At 42.8% G+C, this 15668-nt stretch carries 15 protein-coding genes and 1 tRNA gene; 6 read left to right on the top strand and 10 right to left on the bottom strand.

The annotated features are described in order from the left end of the window. Positions 1 to 6 precede the first annotated feature (6 nt). Genes NYR17_RS01765 through NYR17_RS01780 form a run of 4 tightly spaced genes read right to left on the bottom strand, consistent with a single transcriptional unit; the run spans position 7 to position 3371 of the window. Positions 7 to 1101, bottom strand: a complete 1095-nt coding sequence (locus NYR17_RS01765) for an LptF/LptG family permease (RefSeq protein ID WP_302505982.1) — start codon at positions 1099 to 1101, stop codon at positions 7 to 9. Positions 1102 to 1119: 18 nt separating this feature from the next. Beyond that, entirely contained in the window at positions 1120 to 2253 is a 1134-nt protein-coding gene (gene tgt / locus NYR17_RS01770) for a tRNA guanosine(34) transglycosylase Tgt (protein WP_302505983.1), read from the bottom strand. Between the two features lie 6 nt (positions 2254 to 2259). Then, positions 2260 to 2658, bottom strand: coding sequence for a DUF4296 domain-containing protein (locus NYR17_RS01775; protein WP_302505984.1), 399 nt, complete (start codon positions 2656 to 2658; stop codon positions 2260 to 2262). Next, complete coding sequence (locus tag NYR17_RS01780) at positions 2655 to 3371, bottom strand: polyprenol monophosphomannose synthase (RefSeq protein WP_302505985.1); 717 nt, start codon at positions 3369 to 3371, stop codon at positions 2655 to 2657. Before NYR17_RS01780 ends, NYR17_RS01775 begins: the two co-directional genes overlap by 4 nt. Before the next feature lie 245 nt (positions 3372 to 3616). On the opposite strand from NYR17_RS01780, the gene NYR17_RS01785 reads away from it, so the two are divergent. After that, complete coding sequence (locus tag NYR17_RS01785; protein WP_302505986.1) at positions 3617 to 4846, top strand: low temperature requirement protein A; 1230 nt, start codon at positions 3617 to 3619, stop codon at positions 4844 to 4846. A gap of 418 nt (positions 4847 to 5264) precedes the next feature. Next, entirely contained in the window at positions 5265 to 5990 is a 726-nt protein-coding gene (locus NYR17_RS01790) for a CPBP family intramembrane glutamic endopeptidase (RefSeq protein ID WP_302505987.1), read from the top strand. Positions 5991 to 6118: 128 nt separating this feature from the next. On the opposite strand, the gene NYR17_RS01795 is transcribed toward NYR17_RS01790, so the two are convergent. From NYR17_RS01795 to NYR17_RS01805, 3 genes are all read right to left on the bottom strand, one after another. Continuing rightward, positions 6119 to 6192 (bottom strand) — tRNA-Asn (locus NYR17_RS01795). Between the two features lie 70 nt (positions 6193 to 6262). Continuing rightward, a complete protein-coding gene (gene rseP, locus NYR17_RS01800) occupies positions 6263 to 7594 on the bottom strand; it encodes an RIP metalloprotease RseP (RefSeq protein ID WP_302505988.1) in 1332 nt (443 codons plus the stop codon). A 109-nt stretch (positions 7595 to 7703) separates the two neighbouring features. Continuing rightward, positions 7704 to 8132 carry a DUF6646 family protein gene (locus NYR17_RS01805; protein WP_302505989.1) on the bottom strand — a complete coding sequence of 143 codons (429 nt, stop codon included), beginning with the start codon at positions 8130 to 8132 and terminating at the stop codon, positions 7704 to 7706. Positions 8133 to 8215: 83 nt separating this feature from the next. Between NYR17_RS01805 and NYR17_RS01810 the strand changes: the two genes are divergently transcribed. After that, on the top strand, positions 8216 to 8977 hold the full coding sequence (locus tag NYR17_RS01810; RefSeq protein WP_302505990.1) for an amidohydrolase: 762 nt from the start codon (positions 8216 to 8218) through the stop codon (positions 8975 to 8977). Between the two features lie 3 nt (positions 8978 to 8980). On the opposite strand, the gene NYR17_RS01815 is transcribed toward NYR17_RS01810, so the two are convergent. Together NYR17_RS01815 and NYR17_RS01820 are read right to left on the bottom strand one after the other, a co-directional pair. Further along, entirely contained in the window at positions 8981 to 10258 is a 1278-nt protein-coding gene (locus NYR17_RS01815; protein ID WP_302505991.1) for an ectonucleotide pyrophosphatase/phosphodiesterase, read from the bottom strand. A 314-nt stretch (positions 10259 to 10572) separates the two neighbouring features. Further along, on the bottom strand, positions 10573 to 12540 hold the full coding sequence (locus NYR17_RS01820) for an outer membrane beta-barrel family protein (RefSeq protein ID WP_302505992.1): 1968 nt from the start codon (positions 12538 to 12540) through the stop codon (positions 10573 to 10575). A 115-nt stretch (positions 12541 to 12655) separates the two neighbouring features. Here NYR17_RS01820 and NYR17_RS01825 point away from each other — a divergent pair, with 115 nt between their 5' ends. The 3 genes from NYR17_RS01825 (at position 12656) to NYR17_RS01835 (ending at position 14658) form a co-directional block, all read left to right on the top strand. Beyond that, the gene (locus NYR17_RS01825; RefSeq protein WP_302505993.1) at positions 12656 to 12988 is read left to right on the top strand and encodes a hypothetical protein; all 333 of its coding nucleotides are present in this window, start codon (positions 12656 to 12658) and stop codon (positions 12986 to 12988) included. A gap of 66 nt (positions 12989 to 13054) precedes the next feature. Next, positions 13055 to 13966 (top strand): sensor histidine kinase, encoded by a 912-nt coding sequence (locus NYR17_RS01830; RefSeq protein WP_302505994.1) that lies wholly within the window; start codon positions 13055 to 13057, stop codon positions 13964 to 13966. After that, a complete protein-coding gene (locus NYR17_RS01835; protein ID WP_367997959.1) occupies positions 13963 to 14658 on the top strand; it encodes a response regulator transcription factor in 696 nt (231 codons plus the stop codon). Before NYR17_RS01830 ends, NYR17_RS01835 begins: the two co-directional genes overlap by 4 nt. Before the next feature lie 74 nt (positions 14659 to 14732). On the opposite strand, the gene ctlX is transcribed toward NYR17_RS01835, so the two are convergent. Further along, positions 14733 to 15653, bottom strand: coding sequence for a citrulline utilization hydrolase CtlX (gene ctlX, locus NYR17_RS01840; RefSeq protein WP_302505995.1), 921 nt, complete (start codon positions 15651 to 15653; stop codon positions 14733 to 14735). Positions 15654 to 15668 lie beyond the last annotated feature (15 nt).

A 15668-nucleotide genomic window follows, 5' to 3' on the forward strand; every position in this document is an offset into this window, starting at 1 on the left:
ATTCAACTATTGGTTAGCGCGCTTAAAATAAAGGTAAAGAGCCAACGGCGCAAAGACCATATTAGGCATCCACATCGCGACGAGTGGTGGCAGTATGCGGCTGGTGGAAACCACTTTTAGCGCTTCAAAAGAGAAAATGAAAACAAAAGCCAAGGCAATTCCAATGGCTAAATTAACCCCAATGCCACCCCTTTTCTTCTCCGATGCCAATGCCAAAGCCAACATCGTTAATATTAAAATAGAAACAGGCATAGAAGTTCGGGCGTAGAGTTCGTTGAGATAGGCGTTGATATTGCCATTGCCTTTTTCTTTCTCTCTGCGGATAAATTTGATGAGGTCTGGCGTAGTTTTGTTCTCGCCCAACAATTCATCTGGGAATAATTCCTCTGGAGGATAGCCAAAGCTTTGGAATTTTTGGTTGCCATTGCTCAAAATTTCCGTATCGTTTTTTGAGGCTTTTCTCTCATAAAAAGAGGAGATGGAGAAGGCTTGTTTTTTCTCATCCCAAGCGATATAAGCGCCTTTAATTTGATGAATAAGGCGGTTGTTTTTGTCAAATTTCTGATAGAGATAGCCAGAACCTCTGCGCTCCTGCCGATTATAAGAATCGATAAAGACGTATTCCGTTGGCGACATTTGCGAGGCTATGGCAACGCTTTGTTTGCGCTCTTGTTGGCGTGTTTGGCTCTCCGTGAACACCATAAGTTCATTCTTTTGAACATTAGCCCACGGCAACACCAAGTGATTGAGCCACAGCATAAAAACAGCAATACCCGTGGAAACTAAAAAATACGGTCTCGCAAACCGATGAAAACTCGCGCCACTACTCACAATCGCTACCACTTCGGTATTATCTGCCATCCGAGAGGTAAAATAAATCACGGAGATAAACACCAAGATGGACATAAAAGTCAGCACTAAGTAAATCATCCAAAATGGATAAAAATGAATGAGAAAATAGCCAATAGAATAGCCACTTTTCTCAATATTGGGTGCTTTGGCTTGCACATCTACCACAATAACGATGATAGAAAGCAACAGCAACATAAAGACCAATGTGCCGAGAAATTTCTTGATGATATAGCCGTCTAAAATTTTCATAATGCGGATAGAACGAGGTTACAGCCTGGTTTTTAATATAGGAATGATTTGGTCTTTCCATTCATAAAAATCGCCCGCTAAGATGTGGGCTCTCGCCACTCTGACCAAATCCAAATAAAACGCCAAATTATGAATAGAGGCAATCTGTTTGCCCAAATATTCCTTCGCTACGAATAAATGCCTTACATAGGCTTTAGAATACTCTTGATCTACAAAGCTGGTGCCCGTTTCATCAAGTGGTGAAAAATCATCTCTCCACTTATGGTTTTTAATGTTGATAACGCCTTGCCAAGTGAAGAGCATTCCATTTCTGGCATTTCTGGTCGGCATTACGCAGTCCATCATATCTACACCTAAACCAATGCTTTCTAAAATATTCCAAGGCGTGCCCACGCCCATCAGATAGCGCGGTTTATCTTTTGGAAGAATATCGGTCACCTCATTGGTTATGCGGTACATTTCTTCTTCGGGTTCGCCTACGGATAGCCCCCCAATGGCATTACCTTCGGCGCCAGCTTCGGAAATTACTTCTGCGGAAATTTTCCTTAAATCTGAGTAAGTGGAGCCCTGCACAATAGGGAATAGCCGCTGCTGGTGTCCGTAGAGTTCAGGGTTATTTTTGGTCCATTCTATACATCTTTTTAGCCAGCGGTGCGTTAGTTCCATAGAGGTTTTAGCCTGTTGATATTCGCAAGGGAAAGGGGTGCATTCATCAAACGCCATAAAAATATCAGCCCCAATTTTTCGCTGGATTTCCATAGATTTTTCAGGCGAAATAAAGTGATAACTCCCATCAATATGAGATTTGAATTTCACCCCTTCTTCGGACATTTTTCTACTTTTAGAGAGTGAGAAAACTTGGTAGCCTCCAGAATCCGTTAAAATAGGGCGATCCCAGTTCATAAAACGGTGAAGTCCGCCCGCTTGTTCCATCACCTCCATACCAGGGCGAAGGTACAAATGGTAGGTATTGCCTAAAATAATCTGCGCTTTTATATCTTCTTTGAGCTCCCTCTGGTGCACGGTTTTCACGGAGGCTACAGTGCCCACGGGCATAAAAATAGGGGTTTGGATATCGCCATGAGCGGTGTGGAGTACGCCAGCACGCGCTTTGGATGTTGAGGTCTTATCTATTGTAAAAAAAGGTTGCATTGTGTTTTATTTTTCAATTTTTAAAGGTTCAAGAGACTCTTGATCCGTATTTTTCTGTTTTTCTATTTTTTCTTTTATATATTGCTCTAATGCTGGGTTTTTCTTGAGCAATAGCGCTTGGGCTTCATCATAAATATCATCAATATCCGATGGTTTTACCAAGTAATAATTAAAACTTTCGGTAAAGGTTTTGGCTTTGGTTTTATTTTTTTGGAGGACAAAGTGGTTGATGCTCTCCACATCGGTTTGTCGGTTAATGTTCGGCGATTGGCTATACAGAGCATAGTCCGCAATAATTTGTGCCATCTCTTGTTTAGAAAGCAATTCCGAAGGTTTCTGTGCTGGCGGTCTACACGCAATGCACAGCCCAAGCATCAGTCCGAAAAAAAGCCACCGTTTGATCATAATTTTCCAATTATAGATTTCCATCTTAAGTTTAAAACGCCTACCACAGCTTCTTTGATGATGCCGCCACTCATTTTAGACTCGCCTTGCGTTCTATCGGTGAAGATGATGGGCACTTCCACAATTTTTAAATTCTTCTTGAAGGCACGGTATTTCATCTCAACTTGGAAGCCATAGCCTTTCAGTTTTACACGGTCTAAGCCAATAGCCAATAGGGTTTCCTTTTTAAAACAAACGAAGCCCGCCGTAGTATCGTGCACGGGAAGGCGGAGGATAAACCGCACATATTTAGAAGCAAAATAAGACAACAAAACCCTGCCCATAGGCCAATTGACCACATTAACCCCCTGCGAATACCGCGAGCCCACTGCCATATCGGCATTCAGGCAGGCTTCATAGAGGCGTGGCAAATCTTTGGGGTTGTGAGAAAAATCAGCATCCATTTCAAAAATGTAATCATATTGTTGTGCCAATGCCCACTGGAATCCGTGAATATACGCCTTGCCTAAGCCTTCTTTTTTCTTCCGTATGGTCAGGTGGAGGCTTTCAGGATAGGTGCTTTGTAGTTGTTCTACAATCGTGGCGGTACCATCTGGTGAGGAATCATCAACCACTAAAATATGAAATCCCTGCTCTAAATCCATCACAGCTTTAATAATCGCGCGGATGTTTTCTTTCTCGTTATAAGTAGGGATGATAACTAATTTTTTCATTAAAATAATAAAGTGCAAAGTTAAACTTTTTTTTGATTGTACTAAAAGGAATCGGGCTTTCGTGGATTTTATAGCACTTGTGGCGGTATCAGGGTGCTGCTCAGGCATTTGCTCATAAGCGATAAAAAAAATATCTTTGTAGGCTTTTTGCTAACAAATAAACGATGATACGGCGGATTTTAGGTCAGCCCATTCAGGTGGGTTATTTTTTGCAAAACAACAATGATTAAAGTTAATATACATTTATGAAAATCTATAAAATCCCGATGATTGGGCGGGCAGTGGACGAGAAACACAGGGCTGCCACCCCGCTGGAACTCTTTTTTGATTTGATATTCGTGATCGCCATCGCTTCGGCAGCGAGCGGACTGCATCATTACTTGGCTTCGCACCACTTTTGGGAAGGGGCGGTGCTGTATGTGCAGATGTTTTTCTACATTTGGTGGGCGTGGATGAACTTCACTTGGTTCGCCTCCGCTTATGATACCGACGATACGCCGTTCCGGCTGACCACCTTCCTCCAAATGTTTGGGGCACTGGTCTTTGCCGTGGGCATTAAGCAGATGTTTGCCACCAATCCCAGCTTTACGGCGGGCATCATTGGCTATATCATTATGCGGGTGGCGATGGTCATTCACTGGCTGCGGGCAGCACGAGAGTCGGCGGTGGATAAGAAAGTAAACTACCGCTATGCGTGGGGTGTGGGCTTGGCACAGGTGGGCTGGACGCTGTGGTACCTCCTGCCGATGGCATATGATGACAAATCTTGGATGATACCGCTACTAATCTTGGCGGAAATGTCCGTGCCTGTCATCGCCGAAGGAAATCGCCTAAGCACCACTTGGCACCCCCACCACATTGCCGAACGCTACGGTCTCCTCACCATCATCGTACTGGGCGAGGGCTTATTAGGCACGGCGAATACCATTGGCAATCTCATCAGCGATGAAGTGAGCTGGGGCAAGGTGATTCTGCCACTTGGCGTGAGCGCATCGGGCTTGATTTTTGCCCTTTGGTGGATTTATTTTGACATTCCTTGGGCGAAGATTTTGGAGCGAAACCGCACCCGTCGCGTGGGTTTCCTCTTTGGGTATGCGCATTATTTCGTGTTTGCCTCGTTGGCAGCGGTGGGCAGTGCGTTGGAGCTGGTTGCCGATGCTGCACAGCAATACTATCTGCCCAGTAGCACGCACATAGAGCATCCTGTCTCCCGCCTTTTTGCGATGGTCGTTTTGTCCATCACCTTGGGCGTTTATTTAGTGAGCATCAGCCTATTAAAAATCACGACGACCGAGAATTCCCAAACCAACCGAATGGCACTTTGGCTCGGACTCTTGGTAAGTGCCTTGCCTGCGGTCTTGGTGTATTTCCGTTTGCCGATGATGGTCTCCTTGGGCATCACCGTACTGGGCATCATCGCCTATATCCAGCTCTGCAACTGGGAAAGCTGCGAACGCACGATTAAGAAACGCTAATTTCCTTGCTTGTCATCAGTATTGAAAATACAAAACGCCACCTGATCAAAGATGAGGTGGCGTTTTTTCGTGGAGATAAATAAAGTCGTTCAGATAGGAGGGAGGCTCATTCCGTTAGAGGGAAGCCATTTGCATATGAAAAGTGGTTTTTTCTATATAGAAAATGACTTTTTTGAGATGGAAAATCGTTTTTTCAAGATAGAAAATTATTTCTCCAAGATAGAAAATTATGTTTTTGATGTATAAAATTGTTTTTTCAAGATAGAAAATTATTTCCCCCACATAAAAATTTATATCCTTAAGATAATTTTAATCAAAAATGAATTGATTCTCTGATTTTATTTGAAATTTCCCCTAAAAACCAACTATTTTATGAAGATATTAGTATCTTGCGAAGACAAACTAAACCCTCAAAAATATGACAAAATATATACTGGAAGCCTTGTTGCAAGTGGTGGTGATTGTGCTGTTGGCGTACTTTTTCCTGAAAGAAAAGAACCGATTGAATTTGCAGCGGATAGGGTGGGTGGCGCTGAGTTATGTGCTGTATCAGGTGGCTTTGGTGTTGCCTAAACTTCATCCCAATTTTGATTTTGTAAAAAGCCGTTGGAATTGGGACGGCAAGATTTGGGGCATAGGTTGTTGCGTTTTGTTGTATTTTGGGCTGAGAAAATACTTTCGCACGAATGATTTTTTCACTTGGCGCCAAGATCAAAAGAACTTTAAACCCGCTCTAATGGTCGCCACAGCGGTAGTGGTGCTCTCTGCGGTGGTTTGGTTTCTCCTCGGATCTTCGGATTTTGATGCGGAAACCTTGGCATTTCAGTTCTTATTGCCAGGGCTTGATGAAGAAATGCTCTTCCGAGGGATTTTGTTGAGGCTACTGATGAGCTCGCTGAAGGATAAAATTTCTTTTTTAGGAAACCCCAGCGTGATGCTGGCGGCGGTTCTTTTCGGGTTGATGCACGGCTTAACGCTTAAAAGTTCGTACAAGGTGGATTTTAATGCTATTTATTTTCTGCAAACCGCATTTGCAGGCTATCTTTGGGGTTGGGTTACGGTGAAAAGCCGAAGTTTGCTCCTCGCCATCGCCTCTCATAATCTGAGCAATTTTCTGGGCACTCTTTTGATGATGATGAAGTGAGGTATAATCCCCAAAACGAAATATCCATTTTTCCAAAACGAAATGTCCAAAAAAATAAGACTTCCAAAAGTCTGTTATCGTATCCTCTAAAATAAAAAAAGACCTACATTGCTGTAAGTCGTTTTTTGCTCCTCCTGCTGGGCTCGAACCAGCGACCCTCTGATTAACAGTCAGATGCTCTAACCAACTGAGCTAAGGAGGAAGGTTCCTTCGTTTTTCGTGGTGCAAATATAGAAACTTTTTTTAATACCAACCAAATTTTTTGAGAAAAATTATTTAAAAAGTTTGAAAATATCCCCACCAATGATGAGTAGCATCAGTCCCATAAGGAAAATCACCCCAATCATCTGGGCATTTTCTAAGACTTTTTGAGGTACAGGCTTGCCCGTAATCATCTCCCAAAGCGTGAACATCACATGCCCGCCATCTAACCCTGGGATAGGCAATAGGTTGAGGAATGCCAACCATACCGAAAACATCGCTGTAAAGCTCAAAAGCGCTTCCCAGTTGATTTGCTCTGGCATCATTTTAATAATTCCAATTGGTCCAGATACTTTTTTGTAGCCTTGTGTTTTTTGGTTGAAGATGATTTTAAACTGCTTCACCTGCATAACCAAAGCATTGATGGTACGCTCAAAACCTCTCGGAATGGCTTGTAGAAAGCTGTAATGCTTCGTTACCAAAGACTCATCAAGTGCCTTGATTAAATTTTGAGGAGAGAAGGAAAACCCTAATTTGCCCTCCGCATTCACATGGGCATTAAGGCTCATAGGCGTGCCATTTCTGGTGATGTCTATGGTGATATTTTGGTTTTTATTTTGAGAAAGAATAGAAATAAATTCATCTACGGCATTGATTTTATGCTGATTAACCGCGATGATATTATCACCTTTCTGAAGTCCTGCCGCCTGCGCTTCTGATTTGGGTAAAACCTCATCTACCACGGGCGTATAGCGTGGCGAAAAGTAGATATTCGCCTCGTTGGATTTGATAACTTCGGCAACGCCATCTTCTTGAATTGGAAAGGTTACCTCTTTGCCATCACGAATGACTGTGGCTTGGTTGGCAAAAAGTAGGTTGATGAGCGTGTTCTCCATGCGTTCGGCAGGTTGACCATCTATCGCAATGATTTTGTCGCCCGTTTTAAGCCCCATTTTTTGTGCAGCGCTGGTGGCGTAGATGCCGTTTTCAAACTTGGCGTTGTCGTGGTAAGTTTCGCCATTAAAAAAACTGAGCCCAGAGTAAATCAGCCACGCCAAAAAGAAGTTAACCGTTACACCGCCCAACATAATGATTAGCCTTTGCCACGCTGGTTTAGCGCGAAATTCCCAAGGCTGAGCAGGCTTTTTGAGTTGCTCGGTGTCCATACTTTCGTCCACCATACCTGCAATTTTCACATAGCCCCCAAAGGGTAACCAACCGATGCCGTATTCGGTTTCGCCAATTTTTTTCTTTACCAAAGAGAACCACGGATCAAAGAAAAGGTAAAATTTTTCTACTTTGGTTTTGAAGAGTTTAGCGGGGATAAAGTGCCCCAATTCGTGCAATATAACTAAAAAAGAAATGCAGAGTACAAACTGAAATATCTGATTAAATAGTATCATTTATTATAAAATTAAATAAAAATTGATGCAAAGGTAAGAAACTAAAATGAAATGCAATAAAAAAGGCTTCGTAAAAATGAAGCCTTAATATAGATGATATGATCATTTTTTATAAATTGATGGACAGCCCAATGCCACCATTGTTGCCAATCTCTGCAAAAGCCCCAATTTTCGGTGTGAAGAAATACCTTACCCCAATATGAGCACCCAAGCCGAAAGTATTGCCCAAAACCCCCAAATCTAACCCTGGATAAATGTCCCACTCATCAGGCAAATTAAGAACATCTTGCAAGTGGTAATTACCACGCCCGAAGAGGAAAAAGCCTTCATTTTGGTTCTTAGAGAAGTAAAAATGAGCCCCAGCGCCTATGGAAATAGCATTAGAAACGCCATAGTCATAAGTGCCAGAAAGCCCTGAGCCATAGCCCCATGCGGAGAGTCCTATCTGTACTTTTTGGTCGCCCTTGCCGTTCCAAGCTTGTGCAAAACTCAACTGTGCTAAAAGCACCATCGCCATTACTAAAATCGTTTTTTTCATGATATTTCTTTATTTTTGTTTAAAATTAAGCCTCAAAGATAAGGGCTTTATTTGATAATTAACGCTATTGAAGATTAAAAATTATGCTTGATTTTAAAATTTTGGCTTTAAACCTTGATATACAGTGGAAAAATCCCCACGCCAACCGACAGCAAATAGAGGCGCTTTTGCAAGAGACCACTGCCGATTTATACCTATTGCCAGAAATGTTTACCACGGGGTTTTGTATGGATGCAGAGGCTATTGCGGACTCTCATAACGAAACGCTCCAATGGATGCAAAATTGGGCAGAAGCGAAGCAAGCGGCGCTTTGCGGAAGTGTGTCGATAAAGGAAAATCATCAATTTTATAACCGATGTTTTTTTGTGATGCCCGACCGCCGTTATGTGCAGTACGACAAACGGCATTTGTTTTCTTACTCTGGCGAAGATCAAATTTATACCGCTGGCAAAGAGCGTGTGGTGGTGGATTATCAGGGCGTTCGGTTTTTGTTGCAAATTTGCTACGACCTTCGGTTTCCTGTTTTTAGCCGAAACCAAAATGATTATGATGTCGCCTTGTACCTCTCCAATTGGCCTCGGCAAAGGATAGAAGCGTGGCAACACCTCCTTAAAGCCAGAGCCATAGAAAACCAAGCCTATGTTTTTGGCGTGAATAGAATTGGCACTGATGGTAATGGACTGCATTACCCAGAAAGCACTTATGCCTATGCGCCTGATGGGCGTTTGGTTTCGGAGCAAAATGGAACCTTGGTTTCAGCTTCTATCGATAAGGCTATTCTACAGCGGCATAGAGCGCAGTTTCCTTTCTTGGGAGATGCCGATGCGTTTACCCTTAAAATATAAAAGTTACTTTTTTAATATCGGTTGGAGCACGCTCGCTTTGCCATCAATGGTGCTTGGCGGCTCTACCCCTAAAAGGTAACAAATGAACGGATAGACATTCACATTTTCAAACGCTGGAATTTGATAATTCACTTTGATGCGAGGTCCTGTTGCGTAGAATATAGCGCCCATATCTGGCGTGGTATAAGGGTCGTAGCCGTGTGTGCCCCAAGGCTGGGTTTTCTTTGCTACGGGATGATTAGCGCTCGGCAACATATAATAAGGCGCTTGGGTCACCAATAAAATATCGCCAATTCTTGGGCTGTTTCGGTAGTGCCATTGCTCGGGCGTATCCTCTTTTTTATAAACTTGAACGGGCGTATTTTTAAAACTTTGGTTGAGATATTGCGCAATTTGAGCCTTGTTGGTACTGTCTTTAAGGTAAATATGCGTATGCATTCCGTTGTTCACATAGCGGATTTTATCTTTAATAGACGCCAATTTATCATCAATGAAAATCAGGTGTTCGGGCTGAGAATCCATCTCCGCCATACCGTGGTCAGAAACTACGATAGTGGTGATGGGCAATGGGATGGCTTTGAGTTTTTCGTTGAGCAACCCTAAAAGTCTATCGGCTTCTTTTACCGTTTTTTCAAGTGCTGGTGAGTTCGGTCCCGAGTGATGCCCTTCCGTATCTACCAATGAGAAATAAAGCGAGATGAATTTCGGTCTGTCTTTTTCTGGGAAATTTAACCACTGGACTACGCGCTCTATTCGGTTTTCATTGGGGATTTTTTCATTGTATTTATAATAATAAGAGGGCAATATCCCTTGGATTGGCGTTTCTGAGCCTACAAAAAAATAAGAAGCGGTTTTGATGCCTTGCTTTTCTAACAATTGCCAAAGTGGTGTGCCACCGTAATAGTAAGGATCTTCTACTTTGGGACGGTCGCTGATGCTATAGTAAGCATCGCGTTGGCGGTCATAAAACCGATTGTCCACCAAGCCGTGGTGACCAGGGTACATCCCCGTGACAATGCTATAATGGTTGGGAAAAGTTTTACTCGGAAAGCTGGGGAGCATCGCCGTTGCAGAGGTGCCTTCTTTCGCCATAGCGAGGAAATTTTTGAGTTGGTACTTCTGCGCATAATCATACCTAAATCCATCGAAAGAAACAAGAACCACATAGGCAGATTCCTTTGGCGGGGGCGTGTTGGTGGCTGTGTTTTGATTATTGTGGCGACTTTCACAAGAAAACACCACCAAAAAGCTAACGAGAATTAAAAAATATCTTTTCATCATAAAAACATCATAGATTGAGCCAACAAAAATAAGAAAAATAAGAAGAGTAAGCCGTTTTTATCATATGATATTTCAACGGTATTTCCTTTTTTGAGAATGATCATTATTAGCCTTAATGGTGATAACTAATTTCCTCTTACATTCGCTCTTTTTCTTCTGTATCCTTAATCTTTTTCGCAGATTTTAGTTGGGTGTTTCCGAAGTTGTAGATGAGTTTTAGGGTGAGTTTTTGCGTGTCTTGATAGTCCCAGAAATAATTATTTTGGTTGGCATATTGGGTGCTGAGTTTGTTTTTGTTGGTTCGGAAGAGATCATCACAGAAGAGGCTGATTTCCAGTTTTTTTGTTCCGAAATTTACGACTCATCAACAGGTAGACATTGGCAGATGGCGAAAAGGAAAAACTACCTTGAATACCGCCAGAAATATAGTGCCCACCCACTTCCAAATTCCAGTCGGTTGTGCGGTCTAACTTGAAGGCGTGCGACATCTGTGCGAAAACATAGAACCCTTTATTAAGGTAAATCTGTTGGTCTAACCCGAAGAAATGATTTTCCACATATTCGCCAGAAGTGTAGAGGTTGAGGTCCCAAAAGGAAGCCACTTGCCAACTTTTACTCAGGTCTATGCCCGCCGCTTGCTCTTTTTCAATGTTCATATAGCGGTAGACCATCATTTTAGATGCTGGAATTTGAAAAGCGATTTCCATAAAAGGTGATGTTTTCTTGCGGTAGTAGGCTTCTACATTCCAATTTTTATGCGTATAGGTAAGGCTCAGTTGGTGTGCCAGCATTGCTTTGAGGTTAGGGTCGCCTTGAAAATAAGAAAACAAGTTGTAGTAAGATTTCGCAGGGTTGAGGTATTGATAAGGTGGCCGCTCAATCCTCTTGCCGTAGGACAATCCTAACTGATGGTTACCAGCGGTGGTATATTGGATATAAAAGGTCGGAAACAAGCTCCAGTATTGGTTTTGATGATTCCGTTGCTGGGGCATAGACCAACTATTGATGCCCGTATATTCCGCACGAAGTCCTGTTTTAATTTGCCATTGCTCCCAATCGTGAGTGGCAGAAATATAGGCAGCAAAGTTGTGTTCGTGGTATTTAAAATCATTGCTTTTATCCGCCGAAATTTGGAGATCATTCTGTTGTTTCTCCCAAAAATCTAACTGCATATGGGCGGTAATATAGCTGTATTTGCTCCCAGTTTCTATCTGCCATTTTCCTGTTTTTAGTTCAGTATCTATTTGCGTGGCATAGAGGTTAATGCGGGCGTTGTCTTGGGTGCGAAATTCCGTTTCGGCAGGCGGTTGGTTTTTAAAATTGAGTTCCGTATAGATGTGGCTCCACGGTTGGCTGTGCTTGCTGCTCCAATAATTTAGCCAAGACAGGCGCCAACCATTTTTGAACTGATGCTCCATCTGAGTGCTAAGATTATGGCTTTGGTACTTTTTTTCGTGGGTGTTCACCGTTCTGTAAGAAGAGGCGAGTTGCCCATTTTGATAAATAGAAGTCGGCACATCGTACACCCCATAGCTGCGGAGGCTGGTAAGATAGCGGTAATTTAGACTAAAACTGGTGAGGCTGTCTTTGGCATAATCTGTATTGAGGAAAAAAGAATGCTGACCAGCATTGGTCTCTTTGCGGTTCATCACGCTTTCCCAAGTTTCGTTATTTTCTGTATAATGGACCACATCTAAATTCTCTCGGTAGTAGTGCCCAGCGGAGAACTGATAGCCACTTTGCAGCGTCCATTGCTTATTTTTCCATTGTTGATAGCCGCCAAAGTTGCCTCTGCCATAAGTCGCTTGCGTGTATTGGGCATTGAGCCTGCCGCGGTAGCCAAGAGAAGTCACTGTTTTGATTTTAAAATTGATCACGGTAGTGCCAGAAGCCTCGTAGCGCGCTGGGGGATTGGTGATGATTTCTATCGCTTTAAGGTCATCGCCTTGGATATTTTCTAAAAAAGTTTGGAGTTCATCATCGCTCATCGTTACTTTTTTATCATTAATGGTGATGATGTGGCTGGTGCTGCCTTTAATGCGGATACTCTGCCCAAGAATGCTCACACTCGGGGTTTTCTTTAAAATCTCCCACGCATTAAGCGCCGAAAGGTTAGAGTTTTCTACTTTAAATTCTAAGCGGTCTATTTTTCTTTTGAGCACAGGGCTTTTCTTGGTGAAGACCACCTGAGCAATACTGTCGGTTTTGATGATGCTATCCTTTTGTTGCGCTCGTCCTAAGGCGAAAATGAAGAAACATAAGGTTGAAATTCTTAAGATCATAAGGCTTTTATTTTGAGACAAAGGTAGGCGGTGAGCTTCGGGATTTGGGTTAATGAAAGGTTAATGAAGGGTTAATCTATCAAAGATGTAAAACCGAAGCCTTATCTTTGCTGATATGAAACCTCGGTATAGACTTTATTTCATTTGGTTTGCGCTATTGTTTGGCGCGCTCATTTCGGTGCAGGGCTATCTGATTTACCATGTGTGGCAACTTAAGAAATCCGAAACCCAGAGAGAAGTGGCACAACTGCTTAAAAATATGGAGCGAGATTCTGGGATTTTTGGGCTCAATTTCAATAGTAATGAAATGGTGGAATTGTTCATTCATAAAAACCAAAAACCAGAGGAGCGCATAGACTTTTCAGCGTTTATGCGGTATTTTGAAACTCAGAAAAACAGCATTCGCCCAGCATTGGAGGCGTGGCTTAAGAAAGTATTTGAAAACTAAGGGATAGAAGTAGGTGTTAAGAAAACCTATACCTTAGAATGACCAGAGCGGGAGCAAGCGGTGCCAATGCCTCTATTGGTATTTTATGAAACCCAAAGACCCGTAACGGCAGGGCGTGAACTATCCTCAGGGGTGTGGAATATCAACCAGACCTCTACTAATGATGAGCAACCTCATGAGGATTACAACCTCCACATCATTGCCCGTACCAAAATAGAATATCAAATATTTAATTTGAATGATGTTTTGCTCTTTAAGATGTTGCCGCTTTTGACGGTTTCCTTGCTGATATTGGTGGCGGTGTTGCTCGTTTTTTATCTTACAATCAAAAATTTAGAACGCCAAGCCGAAGAAGCCGCCGCGCTCCACGACCAAGTGGATACCATCTCCCACGAGTTTAAAACCCCTGTGGCTACGCTTAAATTTGGTATTAAAAATTTGATGAATACCAACCCAGAAAATACCACCAATTTAGATTTGCTCTATCGGCAAGTGGGCAGGCTGGAAACCTTACTCCATCAGCTCCACGAGGAGGAAAGCGCACAACAGCCATTTTCGGTGGTGGCGACCACGCTTTGGTTGGAAGACTTTAAAAAAGCCCATACATCGCTGGCGTTGCATTGGGATATTGCGGTTACTCATCTGCCTGCAATCACGCAAAATGAAGTGGAAACTTTGCTCTCCAATATTTTGGATAATGCCCTAAAATACGGCGGTCAGCATATAGAGGTGCAACTGAAAACCACAGCGAAAAATGCTTTAAATATCAAAATAAAAGATGATGGCATCGGTATAGCGCCTCACGAGCAAGCCAAGATATTTGATAAATTTTATCGTATTTCTACGGGAAATTTGCACGTCACCAAAGGTTTAGGCGTAGGGCTTTATATTGTGAAACAAATCGTAGAAAAGTACGGCGGAAGCGTGGTGGTAGAGAGCGTTCCGAAAGTTGGTACCACATTTAAAATCAACCTATGATGATGTGTAACAGAATTCTTTTAGTGGAAGATGATGAGGATTTTGGAATGATTCTCAAACAATATTTGGAGTTGAGCGGCTTTGAGGTCGTTTGGGTACCGCAGCCCACGCTGGTGGCAAATTATTTTGCCAATTGGCAGTTTGATATTGGCATTTTAGATGTGATGATGCCCGACCTCGATGGGTTTAGTTTGGCAAAAAATATTCTTGAGCGCTTTCCCGATTTTCCTTTTTTGTTCCTTACGGCTAAAAATCAGAAAATAGACCGCCTAACAGGGTTGAAAATAGGCGCCGAAGACTACCTCGCCAAGCCCTGCGAACCCGAAGAGCTGGTGCTAAGGTTAAAAAATATTCTAAAAAGAACGCAGCGCCTGCCGATGTCTTCTGTTCGTATAGGGCGCTATGAACTTTGCAGAGAAAGCCACCAACTCAAAAGCGCTAACCAAGTGCAACGGCTCACCCAAAAGGAGTTAGAAATTTTGATGTTTTTGCTGCGGCATAACCATACTTTGGTCACGAAGGAGAGTATTTTAGCGCAGTTTTGGGATGAGGTAGATTATTTCTCGGCACGGAGTTTAGATGTGTTCATCAGTCGGTTGCGTAAATATTTCCACGAAGAACCCACCGTGGAGATTCGCTCTGTGCGTGGGGTAGGCTATCAGGTGGATTTTCCTCTGGATGAGGTGGGGTGAAAAGTTGGAGTAAAAAAACTCTGGCGCAGCACGAAGTGCTGCGCCAGAGGAGGTTCTTTTATTTCTATTTCCTTTTATCTTGGCAAAAAGACCTCTGCCAGCATACATCTGGCACTGCCGCCGCCATTGGTTTCTATGGTATGGAGGTCGGCATAGAGAATTTCGGAATATTGCTCTATGCGTGCAATTTGCTCAGCGGTGAGTGATTGGTATGCACTTTGGCTCATCACCAAGAAAGTTTTGCCCTCTTGGTTGCGCACCTGGAGCATATTGCCTGCAAAATTTTGCATCTGCGATTCGGAAATTTCTATGATGTCTTTTCCTGTATTTTTGAGGCTTTCCACCACATTTTGACGATCTTGAACATCATCAATACAATCTAAACAAATCACAGCAAAGCGGTCGGCTACGCACATCATCACATTGGTATGGTAGATAGGCAACCTTTCGTTTCCTGCAGTTTGGAAGGAGTGGAAAACCACTGGCGTATAGTTGAATTTCTCGCAAAATTCACGGAAAAGTCCTTCATCTAATCTTAAAGATAAGGAACCATAAGCTATGCGATGCTCGTGGTCAAAAATCATACTGCCTGTACCTTCTAAAAACTTTTGGTCTTGCTCGGCAGCGGTAAGGTCAACCAATTCCTTCACTTGGAAGCCTTGATTTTTTAAATCTTCTATGATGTCCATTCGGCGTTCATCACGGCGGTTAGGAGCATACATAGGGTAGAGCACCACGGTACCATCAGCCCCAAAACTAACCCAGTTGTTAGGGAAAATAGAATCTGGCGTGTGCGGTTCTAAGGTATCTTTTACGGTAATCACTTGGATGCCTTTATCCCGAAGTTTGGCTACAAAATTTTGAAATTCCTCTAAGGCTTGGCTTTGGGTGCTGGCGTCCTCGGAGTTGACTTGAAAATAATTGTTCTGAGCCGTTTGGGCATTATAGCCAAAAGCGATGGGCTCTATCATTAAAACGGTGGAAGTGGCTTGCATTCGTTCTATATTAAC

It is taken from the genome of Riemerella columbina, assembly GCF_030517065.1.
Classification (GTDB): Bacteria; Bacteroidota; Bacteroidia; order Flavobacteriales; family Weeksellaceae; genus Riemerella; species Riemerella columbina_A.